General features: G+C 61.1%; 19 protein-coding genes. 9 read left to right on the forward strand and 10 right to left on the reverse strand.

The genetic code is table 11. The features are described from left to right. Nucleotides 1–85: 85 nt before the first annotated feature. A complete protein-coding gene (locus BM317_RS15220; RefSeq protein WP_092474867.1) occupies nucleotides 86–763 on the reverse strand; it encodes a phytanoyl-CoA dioxygenase family protein in 678 nt (225 codons plus the stop codon). A 144-nt stretch (nucleotides 764–907) separates the two neighbouring features. Here BM317_RS15220 and BM317_RS15225 point away from each other — a divergent pair, with 144 nt between their 5' ends. After that, nucleotides 908–1,531: a hypothetical protein gene (locus tag BM317_RS15225; RefSeq protein WP_092474870.1), complete on the forward strand. Its 624-nt coding sequence runs from the start codon at nucleotides 908–910 to the stop codon at nucleotides 1,529–1,531. Nucleotides 1,532–1,658: 127 nt separating this feature from the next. Here BM317_RS15225 and BM317_RS15230 read toward each other — a convergent pair whose 3' ends face one another. After that, nucleotides 1,659–1,937, reverse strand: a complete 279-nt coding sequence (locus tag BM317_RS15230; RefSeq protein WP_092474874.1) for a short-chain dehydrogenase — start codon at nucleotides 1,935–1,937, stop codon at nucleotides 1,659–1,661. A gap of 401 nt (nucleotides 1,938–2,338) precedes the next feature. On the opposite strand from BM317_RS15230, the gene BM317_RS15235 reads away from it, so the two are divergent. The 6 genes from BM317_RS15235 (at nucleotide 2,339) to BM317_RS15260 (ending at nucleotide 7,786) form a co-directional block, all read left to right on the forward strand. Continuing rightward, on the forward strand, nucleotides 2,339–4,528 hold the full coding sequence (locus BM317_RS15235; protein WP_092474877.1) for a GAF domain-containing hybrid sensor histidine kinase/response regulator: 2,190 nt from the start codon (nucleotides 2,339–2,341) through the stop codon (nucleotides 4,526–4,528). A gap of 724 nt (nucleotides 4,529–5,252) precedes the next feature. Continuing rightward, complete coding sequence (locus tag BM317_RS15245; RefSeq protein WP_092168660.1) at nucleotides 5,253–5,669, forward strand: glycine zipper domain-containing protein; 417 nt, start codon at nucleotides 5,253–5,255, stop codon at nucleotides 5,667–5,669. 151 nt (nucleotides 5,670–5,820) lie between these two features. Then, nucleotides 5,821–5,994 (forward strand): hypothetical protein, encoded by a 174-nt coding sequence (locus tag BM317_RS30715; protein WP_170842313.1) that lies wholly within the window; start codon nucleotides 5,821–5,823, stop codon nucleotides 5,992–5,994. Nucleotides 5,995–6,063: 69 nt separating this feature from the next. After that, complete coding sequence (locus tag BM317_RS15250; RefSeq protein ID WP_092168663.1) at nucleotides 6,064–6,267, forward strand: hypothetical protein; 204 nt, start codon at nucleotides 6,064–6,066, stop codon at nucleotides 6,265–6,267. A gap of 88 nt (nucleotides 6,268–6,355) precedes the next feature. Then, on the forward strand, nucleotides 6,356–6,736 hold the full coding sequence (locus BM317_RS15255) for a hypothetical protein (RefSeq protein WP_092168666.1): 381 nt from the start codon (nucleotides 6,356–6,358) through the stop codon (nucleotides 6,734–6,736). 354 nt (nucleotides 6,737–7,090) lie between these two features. Continuing rightward, nucleotides 7,091–7,786 carry an HAD-IA family hydrolase gene (locus tag BM317_RS15260; RefSeq protein ID WP_060741342.1) on the forward strand — a complete coding sequence of 232 codons (696 nt, stop codon included), beginning with the start codon at nucleotides 7,091–7,093 and terminating at the stop codon, nucleotides 7,784–7,786. Nucleotides 7,787–7,849: 63 nt separating this feature from the next. Here the strand turns inward: BM317_RS15260 and BM317_RS15265 are convergent, their stop codons facing one another. Next, nucleotides 7,850–8,596 (reverse strand): 3-oxoacyl-ACP reductase family protein, encoded by a 747-nt coding sequence (locus tag BM317_RS15265; protein WP_060741343.1) that lies wholly within the window; start codon nucleotides 8,594–8,596, stop codon nucleotides 7,850–7,852. A 125-nt stretch (nucleotides 8,597–8,721) separates the two neighbouring features. On the opposite strand from BM317_RS15265, the gene BM317_RS15270 reads away from it, so the two are divergent. Then, complete coding sequence (locus BM317_RS15270; protein WP_060741344.1) at nucleotides 8,722–9,645, forward strand: LysR family transcriptional regulator; 924 nt, start codon at nucleotides 8,722–8,724, stop codon at nucleotides 9,643–9,645. Nucleotides 9,646–9,791: 146 nt separating this feature from the next. Here BM317_RS15270 and BM317_RS15275 read toward each other — a convergent pair whose 3' ends face one another. From BM317_RS15275 to BM317_RS15285, 3 genes are all read right to left on the reverse strand, one after another. Continuing rightward, nucleotides 9,792–10,520 (reverse strand): aspartate/glutamate racemase family protein, encoded by a 729-nt coding sequence (locus BM317_RS15275; RefSeq protein WP_060741345.1) that lies wholly within the window; start codon nucleotides 10,518–10,520, stop codon nucleotides 9,792–9,794. Nucleotides 10,521–10,580: 60 nt separating this feature from the next. Next, a complete protein-coding gene (locus BM317_RS15280) occupies nucleotides 10,581–12,110 on the reverse strand; it encodes an NCS1 family nucleobase:cation symporter-1 (RefSeq protein ID WP_092474880.1) in 1,530 nt (509 codons plus the stop codon). A 452-nt stretch (nucleotides 12,111–12,562) separates the two neighbouring features. Beyond that, on the reverse strand, nucleotides 12,563–13,306 hold the full coding sequence (locus tag BM317_RS15285; RefSeq protein ID WP_063325000.1) for a phosphoadenylyl-sulfate reductase: 744 nt from the start codon (nucleotides 13,304–13,306) through the stop codon (nucleotides 12,563–12,565). A 174-nt stretch (nucleotides 13,307–13,480) separates the two neighbouring features. Between BM317_RS15285 and thrH the strand changes: the two genes are divergently transcribed. Next, a complete protein-coding gene (gene thrH, locus BM317_RS15290) occupies nucleotides 13,481–14,098 on the forward strand; it encodes a bifunctional phosphoserine phosphatase/homoserine phosphotransferase ThrH (RefSeq protein ID WP_092168678.1) in 618 nt (205 codons plus the stop codon). Between the two features lie 118 nt (nucleotides 14,099–14,216). Here thrH and pabB read toward each other — a convergent pair whose 3' ends face one another. The 4 genes from pabB to BM317_RS15310 all read right to left on the reverse strand — a co-directional run bounded on the left by pabB (nucleotide 14,217) and on the right by BM317_RS15310 (nucleotide 18,964). Continuing rightward, nucleotides 14,217–15,581: an aminodeoxychorismate synthase component I gene (pabB, locus tag BM317_RS15295; protein ID WP_092168681.1), complete on the reverse strand. Its 1,365-nt coding sequence runs from the start codon at nucleotides 15,579–15,581 to the stop codon at nucleotides 14,217–14,219. 322 nt (nucleotides 15,582–15,903) lie between these two features. After that, a complete protein-coding gene (locus BM317_RS15300) occupies nucleotides 15,904–16,890 on the reverse strand; it encodes an alpha-L-glutamate ligase-like protein (protein ID WP_092168683.1) in 987 nt (328 codons plus the stop codon). Further along, nucleotides 16,890–18,422 carry an osmotic stress tolerance membrane protein RloB gene (locus BM317_RS15305; RefSeq protein WP_060741350.1) on the reverse strand — a complete coding sequence of 511 codons (1,533 nt, stop codon included), beginning with the start codon at nucleotides 18,420–18,422 and terminating at the stop codon, nucleotides 16,890–16,892. The genes BM317_RS15300 and BM317_RS15305 overlap by 1 nt, the downstream gene beginning before the upstream one ends. A gap of 5 nt (nucleotides 18,423–18,427) precedes the next feature. Next, on the reverse strand, nucleotides 18,428–18,964 hold the full coding sequence (locus tag BM317_RS15310) for a retropepsin-like aspartic peptidase RloA (protein WP_053186065.1): 537 nt from the start codon (nucleotides 18,962–18,964) through the stop codon (nucleotides 18,428–18,430). Nucleotides 18,965–19,161: the final 197 nt, after the last annotated feature.

The raw sequence follows: 19,161 nt of genomic DNA on the forward strand, positions 1-19,161 counted from the left end.
GATCAGACGAATGGGGTTCTCAAAAAGCACGGGCATTAAAGCTCAGATTCGAACCGTTGCGCACAACTTTCATCGACCCAAAAAACTAGCCCTCGAAAGTAAACGCCGAGGGGGCGAATCGATCGCGGGTGTCCATGCGAATATTGCGCAGCGCCACGGTTTCCAGGTGTGACGCGTAGAGCGATTCCGAGAAGTAGCTGATCAGGATGGAGCGACGGCGTGCGCCAATCGCGTTCAGGCTGCCCGCGTGCACCAGGTCCACATCGAACACCAGGATGTCACCGGCACTGCCTGAAAGCTGTACAGCGCGTGACTCGTCATTGAAGTCGAAGGGTGGCGCATCCGGCTCGGGGCGATGGCTGCCGGGGACGATCCGTGTCGCGCCGTTCTCGGGGCCGTAATCGTCGAAGAATGCCAGGGCGATGGCGATGTCGCCTGGTCGTTGGGCCGACAGATCGCGGTGCAGTGGTTGCTGGCCGCCACCGGCAAGGGGCTCGCGGCCTTCCACTTGGGAGAGGAAGAATTGCTCGCCGATCAACTCACCTGCCACCGCCAGTAGCTGGGGTAGACGACACACGGCTTGAATCCTCGAATCATCGTCCAGCATCGAATAGCGCCAGTCCATGCCACGGGGCACTGGCCATTGATCCGACGGTCGCACGCCTGCGTCGAACACGCTACGCAAGTCAGCCAGCCACTCGTTCGGGATCGCTCGACGGAGCAGGGCGTAGCCGTCTTGGTGGAGTTGTGTGCGCTCAGCCATGGTTCATCCTTGTGCGGGCATTTGGAAGGCTAGCCTGTAAACCAAAGTGGGGCCACCGGACACTGGAAAACGAAGGCGACAGAGACAATCCCGGAATGTTTTGCAATTATCATCCAGCCACCATCCAAGAAAAGGACTTCACCGATGAAGCGTTTGCTCGCCTGCACCCTCCTGACACTGGCCGTCGTCGGTTACGCCAAGGCCGATCAGAGCACCTTCGAAGAAACGAACTCGTGCTCGGAAGACATCGATTGCCAAGGCGATTTCATCTGCAAAAACGGCCAATGCGACAGCCCTCAACTCCAGCGAAGCCCTGTTGCAAAAACCACCGCCAAGACTCAAGCCGCACCTCCCGCGCCGCCGGGCGTTGCCTATCAACCGCTGCCCGTCAATACCGAGCGTGCCGGACCTTTCACGACTCAGACTGAAGCGATGGCAACTGCGCTGAATTATCAATCGCGAGCGGGTGTGATGAACGTCATGGAATCCGTTGTCGAGCAGGCCGAGTACACCGGTTATGTGACGATTGAAAAGGCTTACACGTTTGGCCCGAGCAAGTATGTGCTGGTGGTTTCCACGGGCGAGGGCGGCAATGCTTGCCCTGCGTCCACTTATGTATTCAGTTTCGACACCCAGGCCGAGCGCGTTGATGGCAAGCGTGAAGTGGAGGGGTGTTCTGAGTTGGTCGAGGCCATGGCGGAAGGGAACAAGCTCATGGTCAAGAAGGAGGGCGCTGCGACTGTTGTTTATAACGGGATGGTCGAGTAGTTCAGGTCGACGATGCACCTGTGGCGAGGGCGCTTGCTCCCGCTTGAGTGCGCAGCGCTCATAAAAGGGGCCGCTGCGCAGCCCAGCGGGAGCAAGCTCCCTCGCCACAGGTTGTCGGCGGGCAGGCTTATAGCGGGGAGCCTGCCGGTGCCGCATCCAATCGTCGTGCAATCACATCCATCACGTCACACCCGTCACGCAGCGGGATGCAGCAAAGCTGCGCCAGATCTTGCAAGGTTGCGGGATCGATGGTCAGTTCATCGCGCATCGCCAGGTTCTCCAGGAATTGGGTGGCGGCACGGATTCGGTAAGCGGCTGAGTCGAGCAGGATGTGTAGCGGGGCGGTGGTATCGACGTAGAGGGGTTGGTCGTCGGCGTTGCTGGTAAGGCTTATGTATTGATTCATAAGTAAGCTCCACTGGATAGTTTTGCCCACTGCGGGTCGCCAAACCCGGCCACCATTTGGGCGACGCCAAAACTATAGACGTCACCGCAAAAAATACGCAAGGGATTGATAGCGAAGGGGTTTCCCAATCATATGTAGGACGTTGCCATCGTCGTAAGCATCCGAGCTGTACGTCTTACAACTTGGCAGTCTCCTTCCCTACATCAAGCCCATTCCCAGCGATTTGTAAGACATTTCTGTAGCCTAACCCCCGATTTCCGCCCTTCACCCCCCATTTGCCCCCCGACGCCTCCCACAATCCAATCGCGCATTCCCACCCGTCGCGGGATAATACGGCCCTGCCTGGGGTCACAAGCGTTTCCCCCCTCGTTGGTATTGGCGTCTCAGAAGGATCGAACGCAATGACAGATTGGCTTCAGAGCTCTGGAGAAATGGCTGAACGGGTTCGGCGCCATCCTTGGGGGGACACGCCGCTTGGGCCGCCTTCGCAGTGGCCTGATGTGTTGAAGACCACGGTGGCGCTGAGCCTCGCCTCGCATTTTCCCCAGGCTATCGTCTGGGGGCCGGACCTGATCACGTTGTACAACGATGCGTTCCTGCCGATCCTCGGCAGCAAGCCCGAGGCGCTGGGGCGGCGGTTCGATGAGGTGTGGCGGGAGGTCTGGAACGATATCGGGCCGATCGTGCGCGCGGCCTTCGATGGGCAAGCCACTTATATAGAGAACTTCCCCCTGGTCATCGAGCGCGGCGGCGGTCCTGAGCAGGCTTACTTCACGTTCTGTTACAGCCCCATCCGTGACCAGTTCGGCACGGTGGTGGGCATGTTGGATACGGTCACCGAGACCACGTCCACGGTGTTCATGACCCAACGGCTGGCGGTGCTGGATGCTATCGGCAATGCCGTGGCCAACGCCACCGACCCGCAGGCCATCATGGCGACCACCACGCGGATTCTGGCGGCGCACTTGAACCTGTCCAATTGTGCCTATGCGGACATGGATGAGGACGAGGACGGCTTCACCATTCGCGGCGATTGGGCCAGGGCGGGGTCGCCTCATATTCTCGGGCATTATCGGCTGGCTGATTTTGGTCGGCTGGCCGTCGCCAACCTGCGGGCCGGCAAGCCGCTGGTGATCAACGACAACCTCAAGGAACTGGCGCCGGAGGAAGCGGCAACGTTCCAGGCCATTGGTATCGCGGCCACCATTTGCGTGCCGTTGATCAAGGGCGGGCGCTTGACCGCGCTGATGGCCATTCACGACAAAACGCCGCGGGTCTGGTCATCCAACGATCTGGCGCTGCTGATGGAAGTCACCGAGCGCTCCTGGGCCCACATCGAGCGTGCCCGTGCCGACGCTGCCGTGCGCGAAGGTTTGGCGGCCCTGGCCGAATTGAACGCGACGCTGGAAGAACGGGTCGAGGAACGCACCACGCGTTTGAAACAGACCGAAGCGGCGCTGCGCCAGTCGCAAAAACTCGAAGCCATCGGCCAGCTCACCGGCGGCGTGGCCCATGATTTCAACAACCTGCTGACGATCATCCGTTCTTCAGTGGACTTCCTGCGCATGCCCGACTTGTCCGAAGAGCGCCGGCAACGCTATATGACGGCGGTGTCCGAAACCGTGGAGCGCGCCTCCAAGTTGACCAGCCAGTTGCTCGCGTTTGCCCGGCGCCAGCCGTTGAAGCCAGAGGTCATCGATGTGGGCAAGCAAGTGCAGAGCCTGGGGGACATGCTGCAAACCGTCACCGGGGCGCGGATCCAGGTCAACGTCGAATTGTGCGATCGGCCCTGTTACATCCGCGCGGACCTGAGCCAGTTCGAGACGGCGTTGATCAACATGGCCCTCAATGCCCGGGATGCCATGAACGGCCAGGGCACGCTGTGGCTTCGGCTCAGTTGCGGCAGTGGCATGCCGCCGATCCGTGGTCATGCCGGGGCCGGGCAATCCTTTGCCGCCATTGCCTTGGCTGACACCGGTACCGGTATTGATTCGCAAGTGCTCGAGCATATCTTCGAACCCTTCTTCACCACCAAGGAAGTGGGCAAGGGCACGGGGCTGGGCTTGTCCCAGGTGTTCGGTTTTGCCAAACAGTCCGGTGGCAACGTCGATGTTTCGACCGTGGTGGGCGAGGGCACGGTGTTCACGTTGTACCTTCCGGAAGTGGCGCCCGAGCAAAACCACGAGCCGGTCAAGGAAGAGGTCACGCACCTGGTGCTGGAAAAGGGCAAGCGCCGGGTGTTGATCGTGGAAGACAACTTGGAGGTGGGGCGTTTCGCCAACCAGATCCTCCAGGACCTGGGCTACGAAACCGCCTGGGCGACCAACGCCGAAGAGGCGCTGGAAATGGTCGGGCCGGATGCGATGGCATTCGACGCGGTATTTTCTGATGTGGTGATGCCGGGCATCGGCGGTATCGCCTTGGCCCGGGAACTGCGCCAGCGTCGCCCGGATCTGCCGGTGGTGCTCACTTCCGGCTACAGCGAAGAGTTGGCCCACAGTGGTCATGAAGGCTTTGAGTTCTTGTCCAAACCCTATTCAGCCGACCAGGTTTCCCGGGTTTTGAACCGGACGATACTGGGCGCTGAATGAGTGTTTCCTTTTTGAAACAGTGAGTTCCACTCGTCGGCGAAGGGCTTTGTCGAATCAACAGTCTGTTGCTGACCGACTAGTCTCATTGTCGTGAAGGTCGATATTGTCAGGCAACCGGTTGTTGCCGGTATGGACCTCAATGAAAAGGGGAAAGGCAATGGGAGCATCGTACAGCGAGGAGCACGGAGCCGCGTATCCGATCAATGAAGGATTGCAGTGTGGCCAGTCGACCTACCATGCGGACTTTGGCGACGAGCCGATCAAGTCCATCAGGACGAAGGTGGCTAAAGTGCAGCGAGGTGAGAAGGCCAAGTTCTTGCCCAGGGTCCCGGTCAAGAAGTGACAGGTTTCCACCGGGCTGCGTAGGAGCTGTCGAGTGCAACGAGGCTGCGATCTTTCCCCTGTCGATTGAATCCAAAGCGAAAGATAAAAGATCGCAGCCTTTGGCAGCTCCTACGGGGAGCATTCCGGTCTTTGCGTAAATATTTTTCATATTTTCTCAACCGGCGGTTTCTTTCACGTTTCTTTCACAAGCAGGTACGTACTCTCAGCTCATCCGTTAGAAAGCAGTACCTGCCCGTTTCCCCAGCGGGCTTTTTTTTGCCTGTCATAAAATAATCCGCCGTTTCGTTGTCCAACCGTCATGGCTGACGCGTTTGGCGTACACTCGCGCCCGCGCGCACTGGCCATTTCTCCCCGATGCGGCATTCTTGAGGTTTCTATCATGCGTTTGACTTTGTCCACCTTGGTACTGGGGCTGGTGGTTGCCCAGGGCGCGATGGCTGCCGGTGACGGTACCGCTGCAGTCGGCGGCGGTCTGGGCGGTGTGTTGGGCAACGTGGTCGGCCAGCAGATGGGCGGCAGCACAGGCGCCGCGATCGGCGCGGGTGTCGGCGGCGCAGCCGGCAGTGCCGTGGGCGCGCGCAAGGGCAGCCGCACGGAAGCCGCCATCGGCGGTGGCCTGGGGTCGGCCGGTGGTTCGATCGTCGGTAACCGTCTGGGCGGCTCCACCGGCTCCACCATCGGTGCTGGCGTTGGCGGCGCAGCGGGTGGCGCGTTGGGCAGCAACCTGTCCAATGACAACGACGGTCACTCCGGCGGCAAGAAGTACAAGCATAAGCACAAGAGAAATCATCGTTAAGCGGATGCTTGCATGAAAAGACCCGGTCTCTGTGCCGGGTTTTTTATTGACCTGCCATTCCCGTGAACAGGTCCCTGAACATTTCTCAGGAACGATTACCGCCCCCCCACCTCAAATTCATACAACCATCAGCAATCGCGAGAGGTGTGCCATGACGCCGGAAACCGAAGGCAAGGAAGAAAAAGGCCCGACGGGCGTGCCCTTCATCAACGATCCGGGCCCCAACGACCCGGGCAATGAAGACCCCGGTTCCCTGATGGATGACGCCCAGGTGCCCTTGCTCGACGATGAAGACGCTGAACTCGAGGACGAATCCTACGAGTGAAGGCGCTCAAACTGATCGCCCGCGTTCCCTAGGCTGCAGGACAGGTGCGTGCACCTGTCAGGAGACTCTATGACTGCCGATTCCCCCGTTCCCGATGACGAAGAAACCCCGGAATATCCGCTGCCATCGCCCACCAATCCGTTGAGCCGCGACCAGCTCCCGCCCGATGATGAGGTGGGTGTCGAGCAGGTGCCCAGCGACGACGAAGATGTTGAAGCGACTCCGGATGATCCGGACATCGCCGGTGACGACGCCTCTGGCACGCCGAGCTGATCGACGGGCCCGCTTGTCGATTCAGTGGCACCATCGCCCCGCCACGGGTGCCAGACATCAGGTAAGTATCTTGAAAAGGAGACTCACCATGATGAAATCCAACATGACAGCGCTGACACTCGCCGGAATTCTTTCCGTCAGTTCATTGGCCGCTTTCGCACAATCTTCGAGCGGCACGCCCCCCGTGGACAAGGGCGGAATGCCACCTTCCTCGGAAATGGAAGCCGGCTCCAAGTCCGGTGCCAGCGGGAACGCCTTGCCTCCGGGTTCTATTGGCGGCGGCAATGGCGGTGATGCCAGCGGCAGCACCAGCCCCGGCACGGGCAGCGGTTCGATGAGTGGCGGCAGCACGATGGGCGGTGCCGACGCGGGCGGTGGGACCAACGGCGGAACCGGTACCAGTGACAGCGGTGGCAGCTCGGGCGGCAGTGGTTCGGGCTCGGGCGGCTCCGGCAGCTCAAGCCAGTAGCCGTCCCGTCATCATCCGACACCGATCCACCTCCGTGTTGGAGAAAACTCGCTCCCGCTGGGTCCCATAGGCGCTGCGTAGGAGCCGTGTAGGAGCTGTGTAGGAGCTGTCGAGTGCAACGAGGCTGCGATCTTTCCCCAGACACTTAAATCTCAAGCGAAAGAAAGCGAAAGATCAAAAGATCGCAGCCTTCGGCAGCTCCTACAGTGCACAACCGAGCCGTAAGCCACTCGATTTCCCATTGCCGGTTCCAAGCCCCCTTCGTTATCCTGCTGAATCCTTTAAGGCGAACACGCTGCCCTGGCCGCACCTGAGCCATCCCTGGAATGTTGTGTTGATAACGGATCAGATGCGATGAATGCACCGCTGAAAGAGTTTGGCCCGATCAAGGCTGTGATTTTCGACATGGATGGGCTGTTGCTGGACACCGAGGGGATCTACACCGAGGTCACCTCCATCATCGCCGAGCGCTACGGGCGCACGTTCGATTGGAGCGTCAAGCAAAACATCATCGGGCGCGGGGCCACGGACCTGGCCAATTATGTCGTCCAGGCCCTGGAGTTGCCGATCACCCCCCAGGAATTCCTGGTCATCCGCGAGCCCTTGATGCGCGAGCGTTTTCCTCACGCCCTGGGCATGCCCGGCGCCGAGGAACTGGTGCGGCATCTCAAGGCTCACAACATTCCCATTGCGGTGGGCACCAGTTCGTCGAGCCCTACATTCGCGCTGAAAACCACATTGCACCGGGACTGGTTCGCGCTGTTCGATTGCATTGTGACGGCGGACGACCCGGAGGTCGGTGCGGCGAAACCGGCACCGGATATCTTCCTCACCGCCGCCCGGCGCCTGGGTGTCGAGCCCCGCGACTGCCTGGTGTTCGAAGATTCGCCGTTCGGCGTGACAGCCGCGAAAGCCGCCGGCATGACCGCCATTGCCATTCCGGATTCGGCCATGGCGGACGAAAAATACGCCCATGCCGACGGGATCATCCGCTCCTTGAAAATGTTCCAGCCGAGCCTTTGCGGTCTGCCGGAGCTGGAGTGGGCCTGACAGCGAAGGGCTGCTGCGCAGCCCCGCGGGAGCAAGCTCCCTCGCCACAATGATTGGCTCGGATCAGGCGCCAAAACCACCGTCGATGGTCAGGCTGGCGCCGGTGATGTAACCGGCTTCCGGCCCTGCCAGGTAGGCGACGAAGCTGGCGATTTCATCGACGTTGCCGTAGCGCCCGACGGCCATCAGCGACAACAGGCTGGAGGCGAAGTCGCTGTCGGCCGGGTTCATGTCGGTGTCCACCGGGCCGGGCTGCACGTTGTTGACGGTGATGCCGCGCGGGCCGAGGTCGCGGGCCAGGCCTTTGGTCAGGCCCACCAGCGCGGATTTGCTCATGGCGTAGGTCGCGCCGCCGACGAAGGGCATGCGGTCGGCGTTGGTGCTGCCGATGTTGATGACCCGTCCACCTTCGCCCATGTGCCGCGCTGCCGCCTGGGTGGCGACGAACACGCTGCGCACGTTGACGGCCAGGGTCTGGTCGAAATCTTCGAGTTTGAATTCATCCAGCGGCCCCATGGCCAGCACGCCTGCGTTATTGACCAGGATGTCCAGCCGTCCAAAAGCTTCGACGGTGGCGGCGACGGCGTTACGAACGGCGTCGGCGTCGGCGCTGTCCGCCTTGATTGCCAAGGCCTTGCCGCCCGCTGCGGTGATGCTGTTCTGCAATTCTTCTGATTTTGCGCCAGAGCTGACGTAGGTGAAGGCCACGGCGGCGCCTTCTGCGGCAAGGCGTTTGACGATGGCGGCGCCGATGCCGCGAGAACCGCCCTGGATCAAGGCGACTTTACCGTTCAGTGCTTGGGTACTCATGATGTTCTCCAAAAAGTGCCGGGGCGAAGTGCCGCGGTGATGGAGCGAGTATCAAGAAGAGGTCATGGGCTGTGTAGACCGTCATTGCTATAGTCTGTCTAAACCAAAAGTTTAGAGTGGGGCTCATGGAGACCTTCAACAGTATCGAATGCTTTGTGCGCAGCGCCGAAGTCGGCAGCTTTGCCGAAGCGGCGCGACGTTTGAGCGTGACCCCGGCGGCGGTGGGTAAAAGCGTCGCCAAGCTGGAGGCGCGAATGGGAGTGCGCCTGTTCCAGCGCAGCACCCGCAGCCTGAGGCTGACCGAAGCCGGCCAGTTGTTTCTGAGGGAAGTCGGCAGCAGTTTCAACACCATCCAGAACGCCGTCGCCAACCTGGCCAGCGCCGGTGGGCAACCGGCGGGAACGCTGAAGGTGAGCATGGGCACGGCGTTCGGTCGATTGTATGTCGTGCCGCTGCTGGGGGAATTTCTGCGACGTTACCCGGCGATCAACCCCGATTGGCATTTCGATAACCGCCAGGTAGACCTGATCGGCCAGGGGTTCGATGCTGCCATCGGCGGTGGTTTCGAGCTGCCCCAGGGCGTGGTGGCGCGCAAGTTGACGGTGGCCCATCGGGTGCTGGTTGCATCCACGGACTACCTGAACACCCACGCTGCATTGGTGGAGCCGGAAGATCTGGCGCAGCACCAGGGCATCCTGATTCGCTCGCCACAAACCGGCCGCGTGCGTTCCTGGCAACTGACCAGCCGAACCCAGCAACACAGCCCGCTCATGCTCAAGACCCGCATGACCATGAGCGATTCGGAAGCCGACTGCGCGGCCGCGGCCCAAGGGCTGGGCATCGGGCTGGTGAGCATGCCGGTGGCCGTGCCCTATCTGGAGTCCGGCGCGCTGCAACGGGTGCTGCCGGACTGGTACGTCGATGACGGCAATATCTCCATTTACTACGCCGAGCATAAGTTGCTGCCGGGCAAGACACGGGTGTTCGTGGATTTCATCATCGAGCAGTTTGCCGAGCAGGGGTTGGCGCGGCGGTTCAGTGCGGTTTGAGTTTGGCTCTGGACCGCGTTGGCCTCAATCGCGAGCAAGCTCGCTCCCACAGTTGGAGGGGCTGATCAGCAGTTTCGTGAACACCATAAACCCTGTGGGAGCGAGCGTGCTCGCGATTCAAGGCACCTCGGTCCAAGCCTGTGAACTCACCGCCCAAACCGCCCCGGCCAGCCAATGATGGTCTTGGGCCGAGGCGTGGCGTAGGTGCGTACTTTCGAGGTCGACAACCCCAGCCGCACCAGCGACTCGGCAATGGTCACCGCCGCCGTCACGCCATCGACCACCGGCACCCCGGTGCGCTGGCGGATCTGCTCATCAAGCCCGGCCATGCCGCCGCAGCCCAGGCAAATCACTTCGGCCTTGTCCTGGCTGACCGCCAGTTCGGCCTGGCGCACGATGGCCTCGACCGCCCGCTGTGGGTCTTGCTCCAGTTCCAGTACCGCCAGGCCGCTGGCCCGTACCGAGGCGCAGCGGTCAAACAGGCCGGACAGCTTGAGCCGGTCTTCGATCAGCGGCACGGTGCGGTCCAGGGTGGTGACCACCGAATAAGCGTGGCCGAGGAACATGGCGGTGCTGGCGCCGGCATCGGTGATATCCACCACTGGCACGTTCAGCAGTTCTTGCAGACCTTCGCGGCCATGCTCGCCGTAGCCGGCCTGGATCACTGCGTCGAACGGCTGGTCGTAGGACATCACCCGGTCCATCACCGCAATGGCCGCCAGGTAGCTTTCAAAGTTGCCCTCGATGGAATCGGCACCGAAATGCGGCGTGAGCCCGACGATCTCGGTGCCCGGCGCAGCCACGGCCTGGGCCTGGCGGGCGATGGCCTGGGTGATGGATTCGGTGGTGTTGACGTTGACCACGAGAATTCGCATGAGCTGTCCTCCTTGATGCATGAAAGTAGGCGGCCCGTACCGGCCGGGCCGTTTGAGGGATCAATGATGAACGTTATCCACAGCGATGGATTCGCCGCTGACGTCCTCGTAATACGGTTCGCGCTTGGCGATGATCAGGTACAGCAGCCCTGCAATCGAAGCGCCAATCAGCCAGGAAAACGGTGAAACGGCTTCAAAACCGGGCACCAGGGCCAGGATGATCGCGATCAGCGCGGCCGGAATGAACGCCGCCACCGCACGCAGGTTGACGCCCTTGCTGTAGAAATACGCACCGTTTGGGTCCTCGCTGTACAGTTGCGGCACGTTGATGCGGCCTTTTCGCAGCAGCCAGTAGTCGACCATGATCACCCCGTACAGCGGCCCGAGCAGGGCGCCGAGGCCGGACAGGAAATACACGATCACCAGCGGGCTGTTGTACAGGTTCCACGGCAGGATCAGCACGGCAATGGCGGCGCTGATCAGCCCGGCGCGGCGGAAGGTCAGGTATTTGGGTGCCAGGTTGCTGAGCACGAACGCCGGGGCGACGAAGTTGGCCATGATGTTCACCGCCACGGTGACGATCAGGAAGGCCAGGCAGCCCAGCACCAGAAGGAACGTGTTGGGGATCGAGGCGACGACCTGGGTCGGGCTTTCGATGATTTGCCCGTTGATTTGGAACTGCGCACCGCAGAGCAGGATGGTGATCCCGGCAAACACCAGGATGTTCACCGGCAGGCCCCAGAAATTGCCGACGATGATGGTTCGGCGGCACGGCGAGGAGCGGGCGAAGTCGCAGAAGTTGAGGATCAAGGTGCCGTAGATCGACAGCCACAGCGCGCCGCCGGCAAAGATATTGCGCCACATTTCGCCACCGGTCAGCGGCTCGCGGATCGACCAGGCAATGGTGGCGCCGGCCTGGGTATACATCCAACCGGCCAGGGCCGCGACGGTCACGAGGATCACCGGACCGGCGAAACCTTCATAACGGCGCACCGTCTCCATGCCGTAGGCCAGGATCACCAGTTGCACGAACCAGATCGCCACGAAACACACCCAGCCCAGGCTCGACAGGCCCAGGATCGAGTCGCGATCGTAGTCGGCGAAGCCCGGGTGGATCGCCACCAGCAACACGCGGAACACCACCGACGCCAGGTAGGTCTGGATCCCGAACCAGGCAATCGCAATGACCGCCCTGATCAACGCAGGAATCTGCGCGCCGTGGATCCCGAAGCTGATCCGGCTGATCACCGGGAACGGCACCCCGGTTTTCTGGCCCATGTAGCCGGACAGGTTCATGAAGCCATACACCAATGCCGCGCCTATCCCCAGGGACAGCAAGATCTGCCAACCACCCAGCCCCAAGGCATAGAGGCCGATGGCGAAGGAGTAATTGGCGATGTTGTGCACGTCGTTGGTCCACAGGGCGAAGATGCTGTAGCGGCCCCAGCGGCGACCTTCGGCCTTGGTCGGCGCCAGGTCCTCGTTGTGCAGCCGCGGGCTCAGGGCCAGGGAGGCTGCGGCCTTGTCATCGAGGGCAGTGGTGGAGGAGGGCAGATCCAGCGCGATGTTATTGGAGAGACTTGTACGCATTCCGGCAGGCTCCTGATTCTCGGCGCTGCGATGACTGTGCATGAGCGCGGGGCTCGACAAATCTTCGTCGCGGCGGGCGAGCATCATTGGTTACGGGGCATCTGCAGCCTGTACGGGATAGGGCGCTTCAGGCTTGCGGATCTAAAGTGTGTGTATGTTTTATGAATGTTGTATACAAAACACTTGTCGACTCAAGCCAGATTTATGCCACTTACGGATCTATCCAAGGTGACGCTAATTTCGTTTCGTTATGGTCTTTGAGTAACTAGCTGAAATATGGAGATTTAAAGCTGACCGTTTAAACAGGTATTTATTTTTTGGCGAACGCCAGTGGAGGAAGGAAGCCAGGTGGAGCGGGGAATTGGGTGTAACTTTTCGGGGCAGTGACGACATAGGTGCACACAAAAATGCCACTTGTGGTGACATTTTTGTGTACAGAGGACGACGACCGCTTAGACGGTCTTGGATTTGGCAATGATATTCCCGGCGTGCAGCCCGCATTCTTTCTGCGTGGCTTCTTCCCACCACCAGCGGCCTTCGCGCTCGTGCTGGTTTGGCAGCACCGGGCGGGTGCAGGGTTCGCAGCCGATGCTGATGAAGCCGCGTTCATGCAGGCTGTTGTAAGGCAGCTCGAGCATGCGGATGTAGCCCCAGACTTCTTCGCTGGTCATCTGCGACAGGGGGTTGAACTTGTACAGGGTGCGCTCCGGGGTGGAAAACGCCGTGTCGATTTCCAACACCGCCACCTGGCTGCGGGTGCCGGGGCTCTGGTCACGGCGCTGGCCGGTGGCCCAGGCGCGGACATCGGTCAGTTTGCGTCGCAGGGGCTCGATCTTGCGGATGCCGCAGCACTCGCCGTGACCGTCCTTATAGAAGCTGAACAGGCCTTTTTCCTTCACGAAGGGTTCAAGTTTCGTGTAGTCCGGCGAGACCAGTTCAATGTCGATCTTGTAGTGCTCGCGCACCTGATCGATGAAGCGATAGGTCTCCGGGTGCAGGCGACCGGTGTCGAGGCTGAACACCTTGACGTTCTTGTTCAGTTTCCAGGCCATGTCCACCAGCACCACGTCTTCGGCACCACTGAACGATATCCACAGGTCGTCGCCGAACTCGGCGAAGGCCAGCTTGAGGATGTCCTGGGGGGACTTGTTGGCATAGGTCGTGGCGAGTTCCACGACGTCGAACGATGGGCTCATCAGGGCGGTTTCCTACAGGTCGGTGGCGCTGGGCGCTCTATATGGGGCTGATGGTAACAAAAGCTGTCGGGGCTGGCGCGCTCCTGTGCGTTGCGCGGGCACTGGCGAATGGCTAGAGTCGGCAGGCCTTTTGTCCGCTCAACCGATAAACATCAGAAAAAATGGGAGTGTCTTGTGGAAATTGCCTGTCTCGACCTGGAAGGTGTGCTCGTCCCGGAGATCTGGATCGCCTTCGCCGAAAAAACCGGGATTGAATCCCTCAGGGCAACCACTCGGGACATTCCCGACTACGACGTGTTGATGAAGCAACGGTTGCGCATCCTTGATGAGCATGGCCTCAAGCTCTCCGACATCCAGGAAGTCATCGCCACCCTCCAGCCGCTGGACGGCGCCATCGAATTCGTCGACTGGCTGCGCGAGCGCTTCCAGGTGGTGATTCTTTCCGACACGTTCTACGAATTTTCCCAACCGTTGATGCGCCAGCTGGGCTTCCCGACTTTACTCTGCCATCGCTTGATTACCGATGACAGCGGGCGGGTGACGGGGTACCAGTTGCGTCAGAAAGATCCCAAGCGCCAGTCGGTTCTGGCTTTCAAGAGCCTGTACTACCGAGTGATTGCGGCGGGCGATTCTTATAACGACACCACAATGCTGGGCGAAGCCGACGCCGGGATTCTGTTCCATGCGCCGGAGAACGTGATCCGTGAATTCCCGCAATTCCCGGCGGTGCACACGTTTGCCGAGTTGAAGCAGGAATTCCTCAAGGCTTCGAACCGCGATCTCAGCCTGTAAACCAGAGCGGGTTGATCGTTCCCACGCTCCGCGTGGGAATGCCGCCCCTTGGACGCTCTGCGTCCGCTTGTGACGCAGAGCGTCACTAAATGCATTCCCACGCGGAGCGTGGGAACGATCAGTGAGGCCTAGGAGTTGTTCGGAGGTTCTGCAAGGTTTCCAGCAACACCCGAACCTTGGTAATCGACTCCTGATACTCGGCCTCCCAGTCCGAATCCGCGACAATCCCGCCGCCGCCCCAGCAGCACACCTGCCCATCCTTGACCAGCAAACTGCGGATGGCGATGGAGCTGTCCATTTCCCCGCGCACGTCCAGGTACAGCAATGAGCCGCAATACAGCCCGCGCCGGGTCGGCTCGAGTTCGTCGATGATTTGCATGGCGCGGATTTTCGGCGCGCCGGTGATCGAACCGCCGGGGAAGCTGCCGGCGATCAGGTCCAGGGCGTCCTTGTCGTCGGCCAGTGCGCCGGTCACGCTGCTGACCAGGTGATGCACGTTCGGGTAGCTTTCCAGGCTGAACAACTCTGGCACCCGCACCGAGCCGATACGGCAGGTGCGGCCCAGGTCGTTGCGCAGCAGGTCGACGATCATCAGGTTTTCCGCCCGGTCCTTGGGGCTGGCCAGCAGCTCGGCGGCGTGGGCCGCATCTTCCTCGGGCGTTGTGCCGCGGGGGCGGGTGCCTTTGATCGGCCGGGTTTCCACCTGGCCTTCGCTGACTTTGACGAAGCGCTCCGGGGACAGGCTCAGCACCGCGCCGCCCTCCGGCAGGGTCTGGAAGCCGGAAAACGGCGTCGGGCAAGCCGCCCGCAACGCCTGGTAAGCGGCCCAGGCATCACCCTGGCAGGGCGCGCGGAAGCGTTGGGCAAAGTTGACCTGATAGCAGTCGCCGGCCTGGATGTATGCCTGGATACGTTCGAACGCCTGTCGGTAGGCTTCGGCACTGAGGTCCGGCGTCATCGGGCCTTCAAGGCTGAACGAGGGAGCGGTTGCGGTGGTCGGTTGGCTGAACAACGCGATCAGGCGCTGGCGTTCGCCTTCGCCACAATGGGGATGGAACACCAGTTGGCTGGTGCCCGCCTGGTGATCGCTGATCAAAGCCCAGTCGTACACGCCAAAACGCGCGTCGGGCAGTTGCAGGTCGTCCTGGGCGTGGGACGGCAGGGTTTCGAGGTGTCGGCCGAAGTCGTAGCTCAAGTAGCCGATCAGGCCGCCGGCGAAGGGCAACTGTACCGTGGCCGGCAGCGCCGCATCGCCCAGTTGCGTCAGCTGGATGCGCAGGCGTTGCAGGAAATCGCTGCCGCTCTCGTTCGGCAACACCGCCAATTGTGCCAGCGGCCAGGCGCTGAGCAGATCGTAACGCCCACGCTCGGCACTCGGCCGGCCACTGTCAAGCAGCACGCTGCCCGGGGCATGACGGATCGCCGCGAAATACTCGGCGGGATTGGTACGGTAGGGCAGCGGGTGTACGGAGCAGGTTGGCATGGGCGGGGCGGGTCAGCCATTCAGGCGGGGGAGCGATTGTAATCCCCTGTAGGATTTGCTCCTAGGGGGATGTCGGAGATGAGCACGTCTGGGGCTGTCGAAGATGACTGGGGGGAAACATTTGTGATGAGAACATTCTGTGGCGAGGGGATTTATCCCCGCTGGGTTGCGTAGCAACCCTAAAATCTGCCACCCCGGTACATCAGGTTGGTTGCATCTGCCTGTTTGGGGTCGCTTCGCAACCCAGCGGGGATAAATCCCCTCGCCACAAGTCCACAATGTCCCCGGTCCAAACAATTTGCAGTGTGCAGGTTTAGAGAGATCACCCTTCAACCGGCGGAATATGCCCAAACAACTCCTGGGCAAACGCCACGCGTTCTTCCGCGGTTTCGATAACGCCCCGTTCCTTGAGTTCTTCCAGGCGGGCTTCCACCGCGTGGGTGCGCAGGGTCAGGCCGCAGTCGTTGGCGATCTGGATGTTCAGGCCCGGTCGGGCATTCAGTTCCAGGATCAACGGCCCTTTCTCCTGGTCCAGCACCATGTCGACGCCGATGTAGCCCAGCCCGCACAGTTCATAGCAACCGGCGGCCAGTTTCATGAAACCGTCCCAGTAGGGCAATTGCACGCCGTCCACCGCGTTGGTGGTGTCGGGGTGTTTGGTGATGATGTTGTTCAGCCAGGTGCCGCGCAGGGTCAGGCCCGTGGCGAGGTCGACGCCCACGCCGATGGCGCCCTGGTGCAGGTTGGCCTTACCACCGGACTGACGGGTTGGCAGCCGCAGCATGGCCATCACCGGATAGCCCATCAGCACGATGATGCGGATGTCCGGCACGCCCTCGTAGCTGATGCTCTTGAAGATCTGGTCCGGCGTCACGCGGTACTCGATCAGCGCCCGGTCACGGTGTCCACCCAGGGAATACAGGCCCGTGAGGATGCTGGAAACGTGGTGCTCGATTTCTTCATGGCTGATGATCTTGCCGGACACCGTGCGGTAGCGGCCTTCGAAGCGGTCGGCGATGACGATGATGCCGTCGCCGCCCGCGCCCTGGGCCGGCTTGATCACGAAGTCGGTGCGCCCGCCGATGATGTCGTCGAGCTTGTCGATTTCTTTCTCGGTGGAGATCACCCCGTACAGCTCCGGCACATGGATGCCGGCGGCAATCGCCCGTTCCTTGGTGATGATCTTGTCATCGACGATGGGGTACAGGCTGCGCTTGTTGTACTTGAGCACGTAGTCGGCGTTACGCCGATTGATGCCCATGATGCCCCGCGCTTCCAGGGCCTTCCAGGTCTTCCAGAAGCCGAACATCAGGAGTCTGCCTTGAGGAAGGCCTTGAACCGGACCAACTCGGTCAGGCGGTAGCCGCGATAACGTCCCATGGCCAGCATGAAGCCCACCAGGATCAGCAGGATCGCCGGGAAGGTGAACACGAAGTACACCAGTTCCGGCACGCTCATGATCAGGTGCGCCAGGGACGCGGCGAACAAGGTGCCGATGGCGACTTTCATCGCGTGGCCGGCGCCGCGTTCTTCCCAGGTGATGGACAGGCGTTCGATGGTCATGGTCAGGATCACCATCGGGAACAGCGCCACCGACAAGCCGCGCTCCAGGCCCAGCTTGTGGCTGAACAGGCTGATGGCGGCGATCAGCACTACCACGAACGTCAGCACCACCGAGAGCCTTGGCAGCATCTGCAGCTTGAGGTGCTCCAGGTACGAACGCAGCGACAGGCCCAGCGTGGTGATCACCGTGAACAGGATGATGCCGAAGCCCAATTGGGTTTCACGGAAGGCCAGGGCGATCAGCACCGGGGTAAAGGTCCCGAGGGTTTGCAGGCCGATCAGGTTGCGCAGGATCAGGATCACCAGCACGCCGATCGGGATCATCACCATGATCATGAAGGTTTGCTGGGTTTGCAGCGGCAGGCCGTAGAGCGAGTACTCGAGGAAGTTGGCGTCGGTGTTCTCGTCCGTCAGCTTGGCCAGGCGGATGGCGTTCATTTCGCTGTTGTTCATGCTGAAGGTGACGGTGGCTTTCTTGCCGCCATCGACGGTGATCAGGTTTTCATCGCCGGTCCACCACAGCAGGCGGTCGGTGGGCAGGCCTTGTTCGCCGGAGTCCGGGTTGAAATACAGCCAGTCGGTGCCGTTGAAGCTGCGCAGCCACAGCTCGGGTGTCTGCGGCTGGTCGGCCACCAGGCGGATGGTGTGGACCTTTTCCACCGGCACGTGGGCGATGGACAGCACCAATTCGACGATGCGCGCCTTGTTGGCCGAGGAAGGATCACCGGCCAGCAACAGCTTGACGTTGTCGTCGTTGAGGTTGTTGACCCGCTTGATCGCTTCGCTGATGAACGTCTCGACGTCGGCCGAATGTTGGCGGATCGGCGCAAGCAGGGCTTCGGCGGCCAGTTTCTCCGGGCCTTCGACGGCGATGCTGTCGCGGAAGGTCGGGCCCTTGACCTTGGTTTTCTCGGCGCTGTAACGCTTGGTCAGTACCAGGCGGTAATACAGGGTCTGGTTACCCTTGGCGCGACGGGCTGACCACGTCACTTTGCGGTTACCGTCGACCCGGTTCACCGCCACGCCGTAATTATTGGAAATGAAACTCTCGTTGAGGCTCACGTAGTCGCGGCTCAGGGGCGGCACGAACATCTGGATCTTCACCGGGTCCTTGGCGTTGGGCACGAATTCGACCTTGGCGTCGATGTTCCACAAATCGTCGGTGGCGTCTTCGGTGACCGGGATGCCGAGCACGAAAATCTGATAGGCCGTCACCGACAGGCCCAGCACCACCAGGATGGCGATCAGCATTTTCAAATGGAGGGTAAGGGAGCGCATTGGAATTACTCTGCGGTTTGAGCGGCATTGGCGCAGGCGGGTTTGCCGGCAGCGTATTTAAGACTGGGGTCGACCAGCGCGTCGAAGCGTTTGAGCGCCTCGGAGCCGATCAGCAACGGGTATTGGAAGGCGCTGCGGTCGGTCAGGTTCACTTCGATGCTGCGCAGGGCCGAGCCCATGCAGATGTCCAGTTCGATGACCGGCCGGGCCGTGTATTTCTTGCCTTCTTCCGGGTCGTAGTCACCGGCGCGGCGCTTGATCTTGCTGACCCGGGCCAGCGGACGTTCGATGGGGTGCGAGTGGGCTGCGTCGATGGCCAGGTAAAAACGCACCCAGGATTCGCCATTGCGCTTGAAGCGCTTGATGTCCCGGGCGCTGAGGGAGGCGGTCTTGGCGCCGGTGTCGAGCTTGGCGGCGACCTCCAGGTCGATACCCTGCAGGGCGGCGTATTCGTTGAGGCCGTACACGGTTTTTTCACCCGCCACGGCAAGCCCCGGCAGGCACATGAAGTAGAAAGCGGCAGATAAGGGCTTGAGTGTCATAGATCCTGGTGCGCAGCGTTCCGTTTATCGGTTCAGGCCCTGGCATTACTGCACAAGCTCCCTAGGCAGCCTTTCTCTAATAAAAGGAGAGCGGCGAATAACCGCGGCATTCTAGCACGGTGGTTTTCTGACGCCACCGCTGGCCGGAGGCTACGAGTCTTCATGCAACAGGGTTATCTCCAGGGCGATTATTAGAC

Origin of the sequence: Pseudomonas sp. NFACC24-1, from assembly GCF_900115235.1 — a bacterium.
Taxonomy (GTDB): domain Bacteria; phylum Pseudomonadota; class Gammaproteobacteria; order Pseudomonadales; family Pseudomonadaceae; genus Aquipseudomonas; species Aquipseudomonas fluorescens_AA.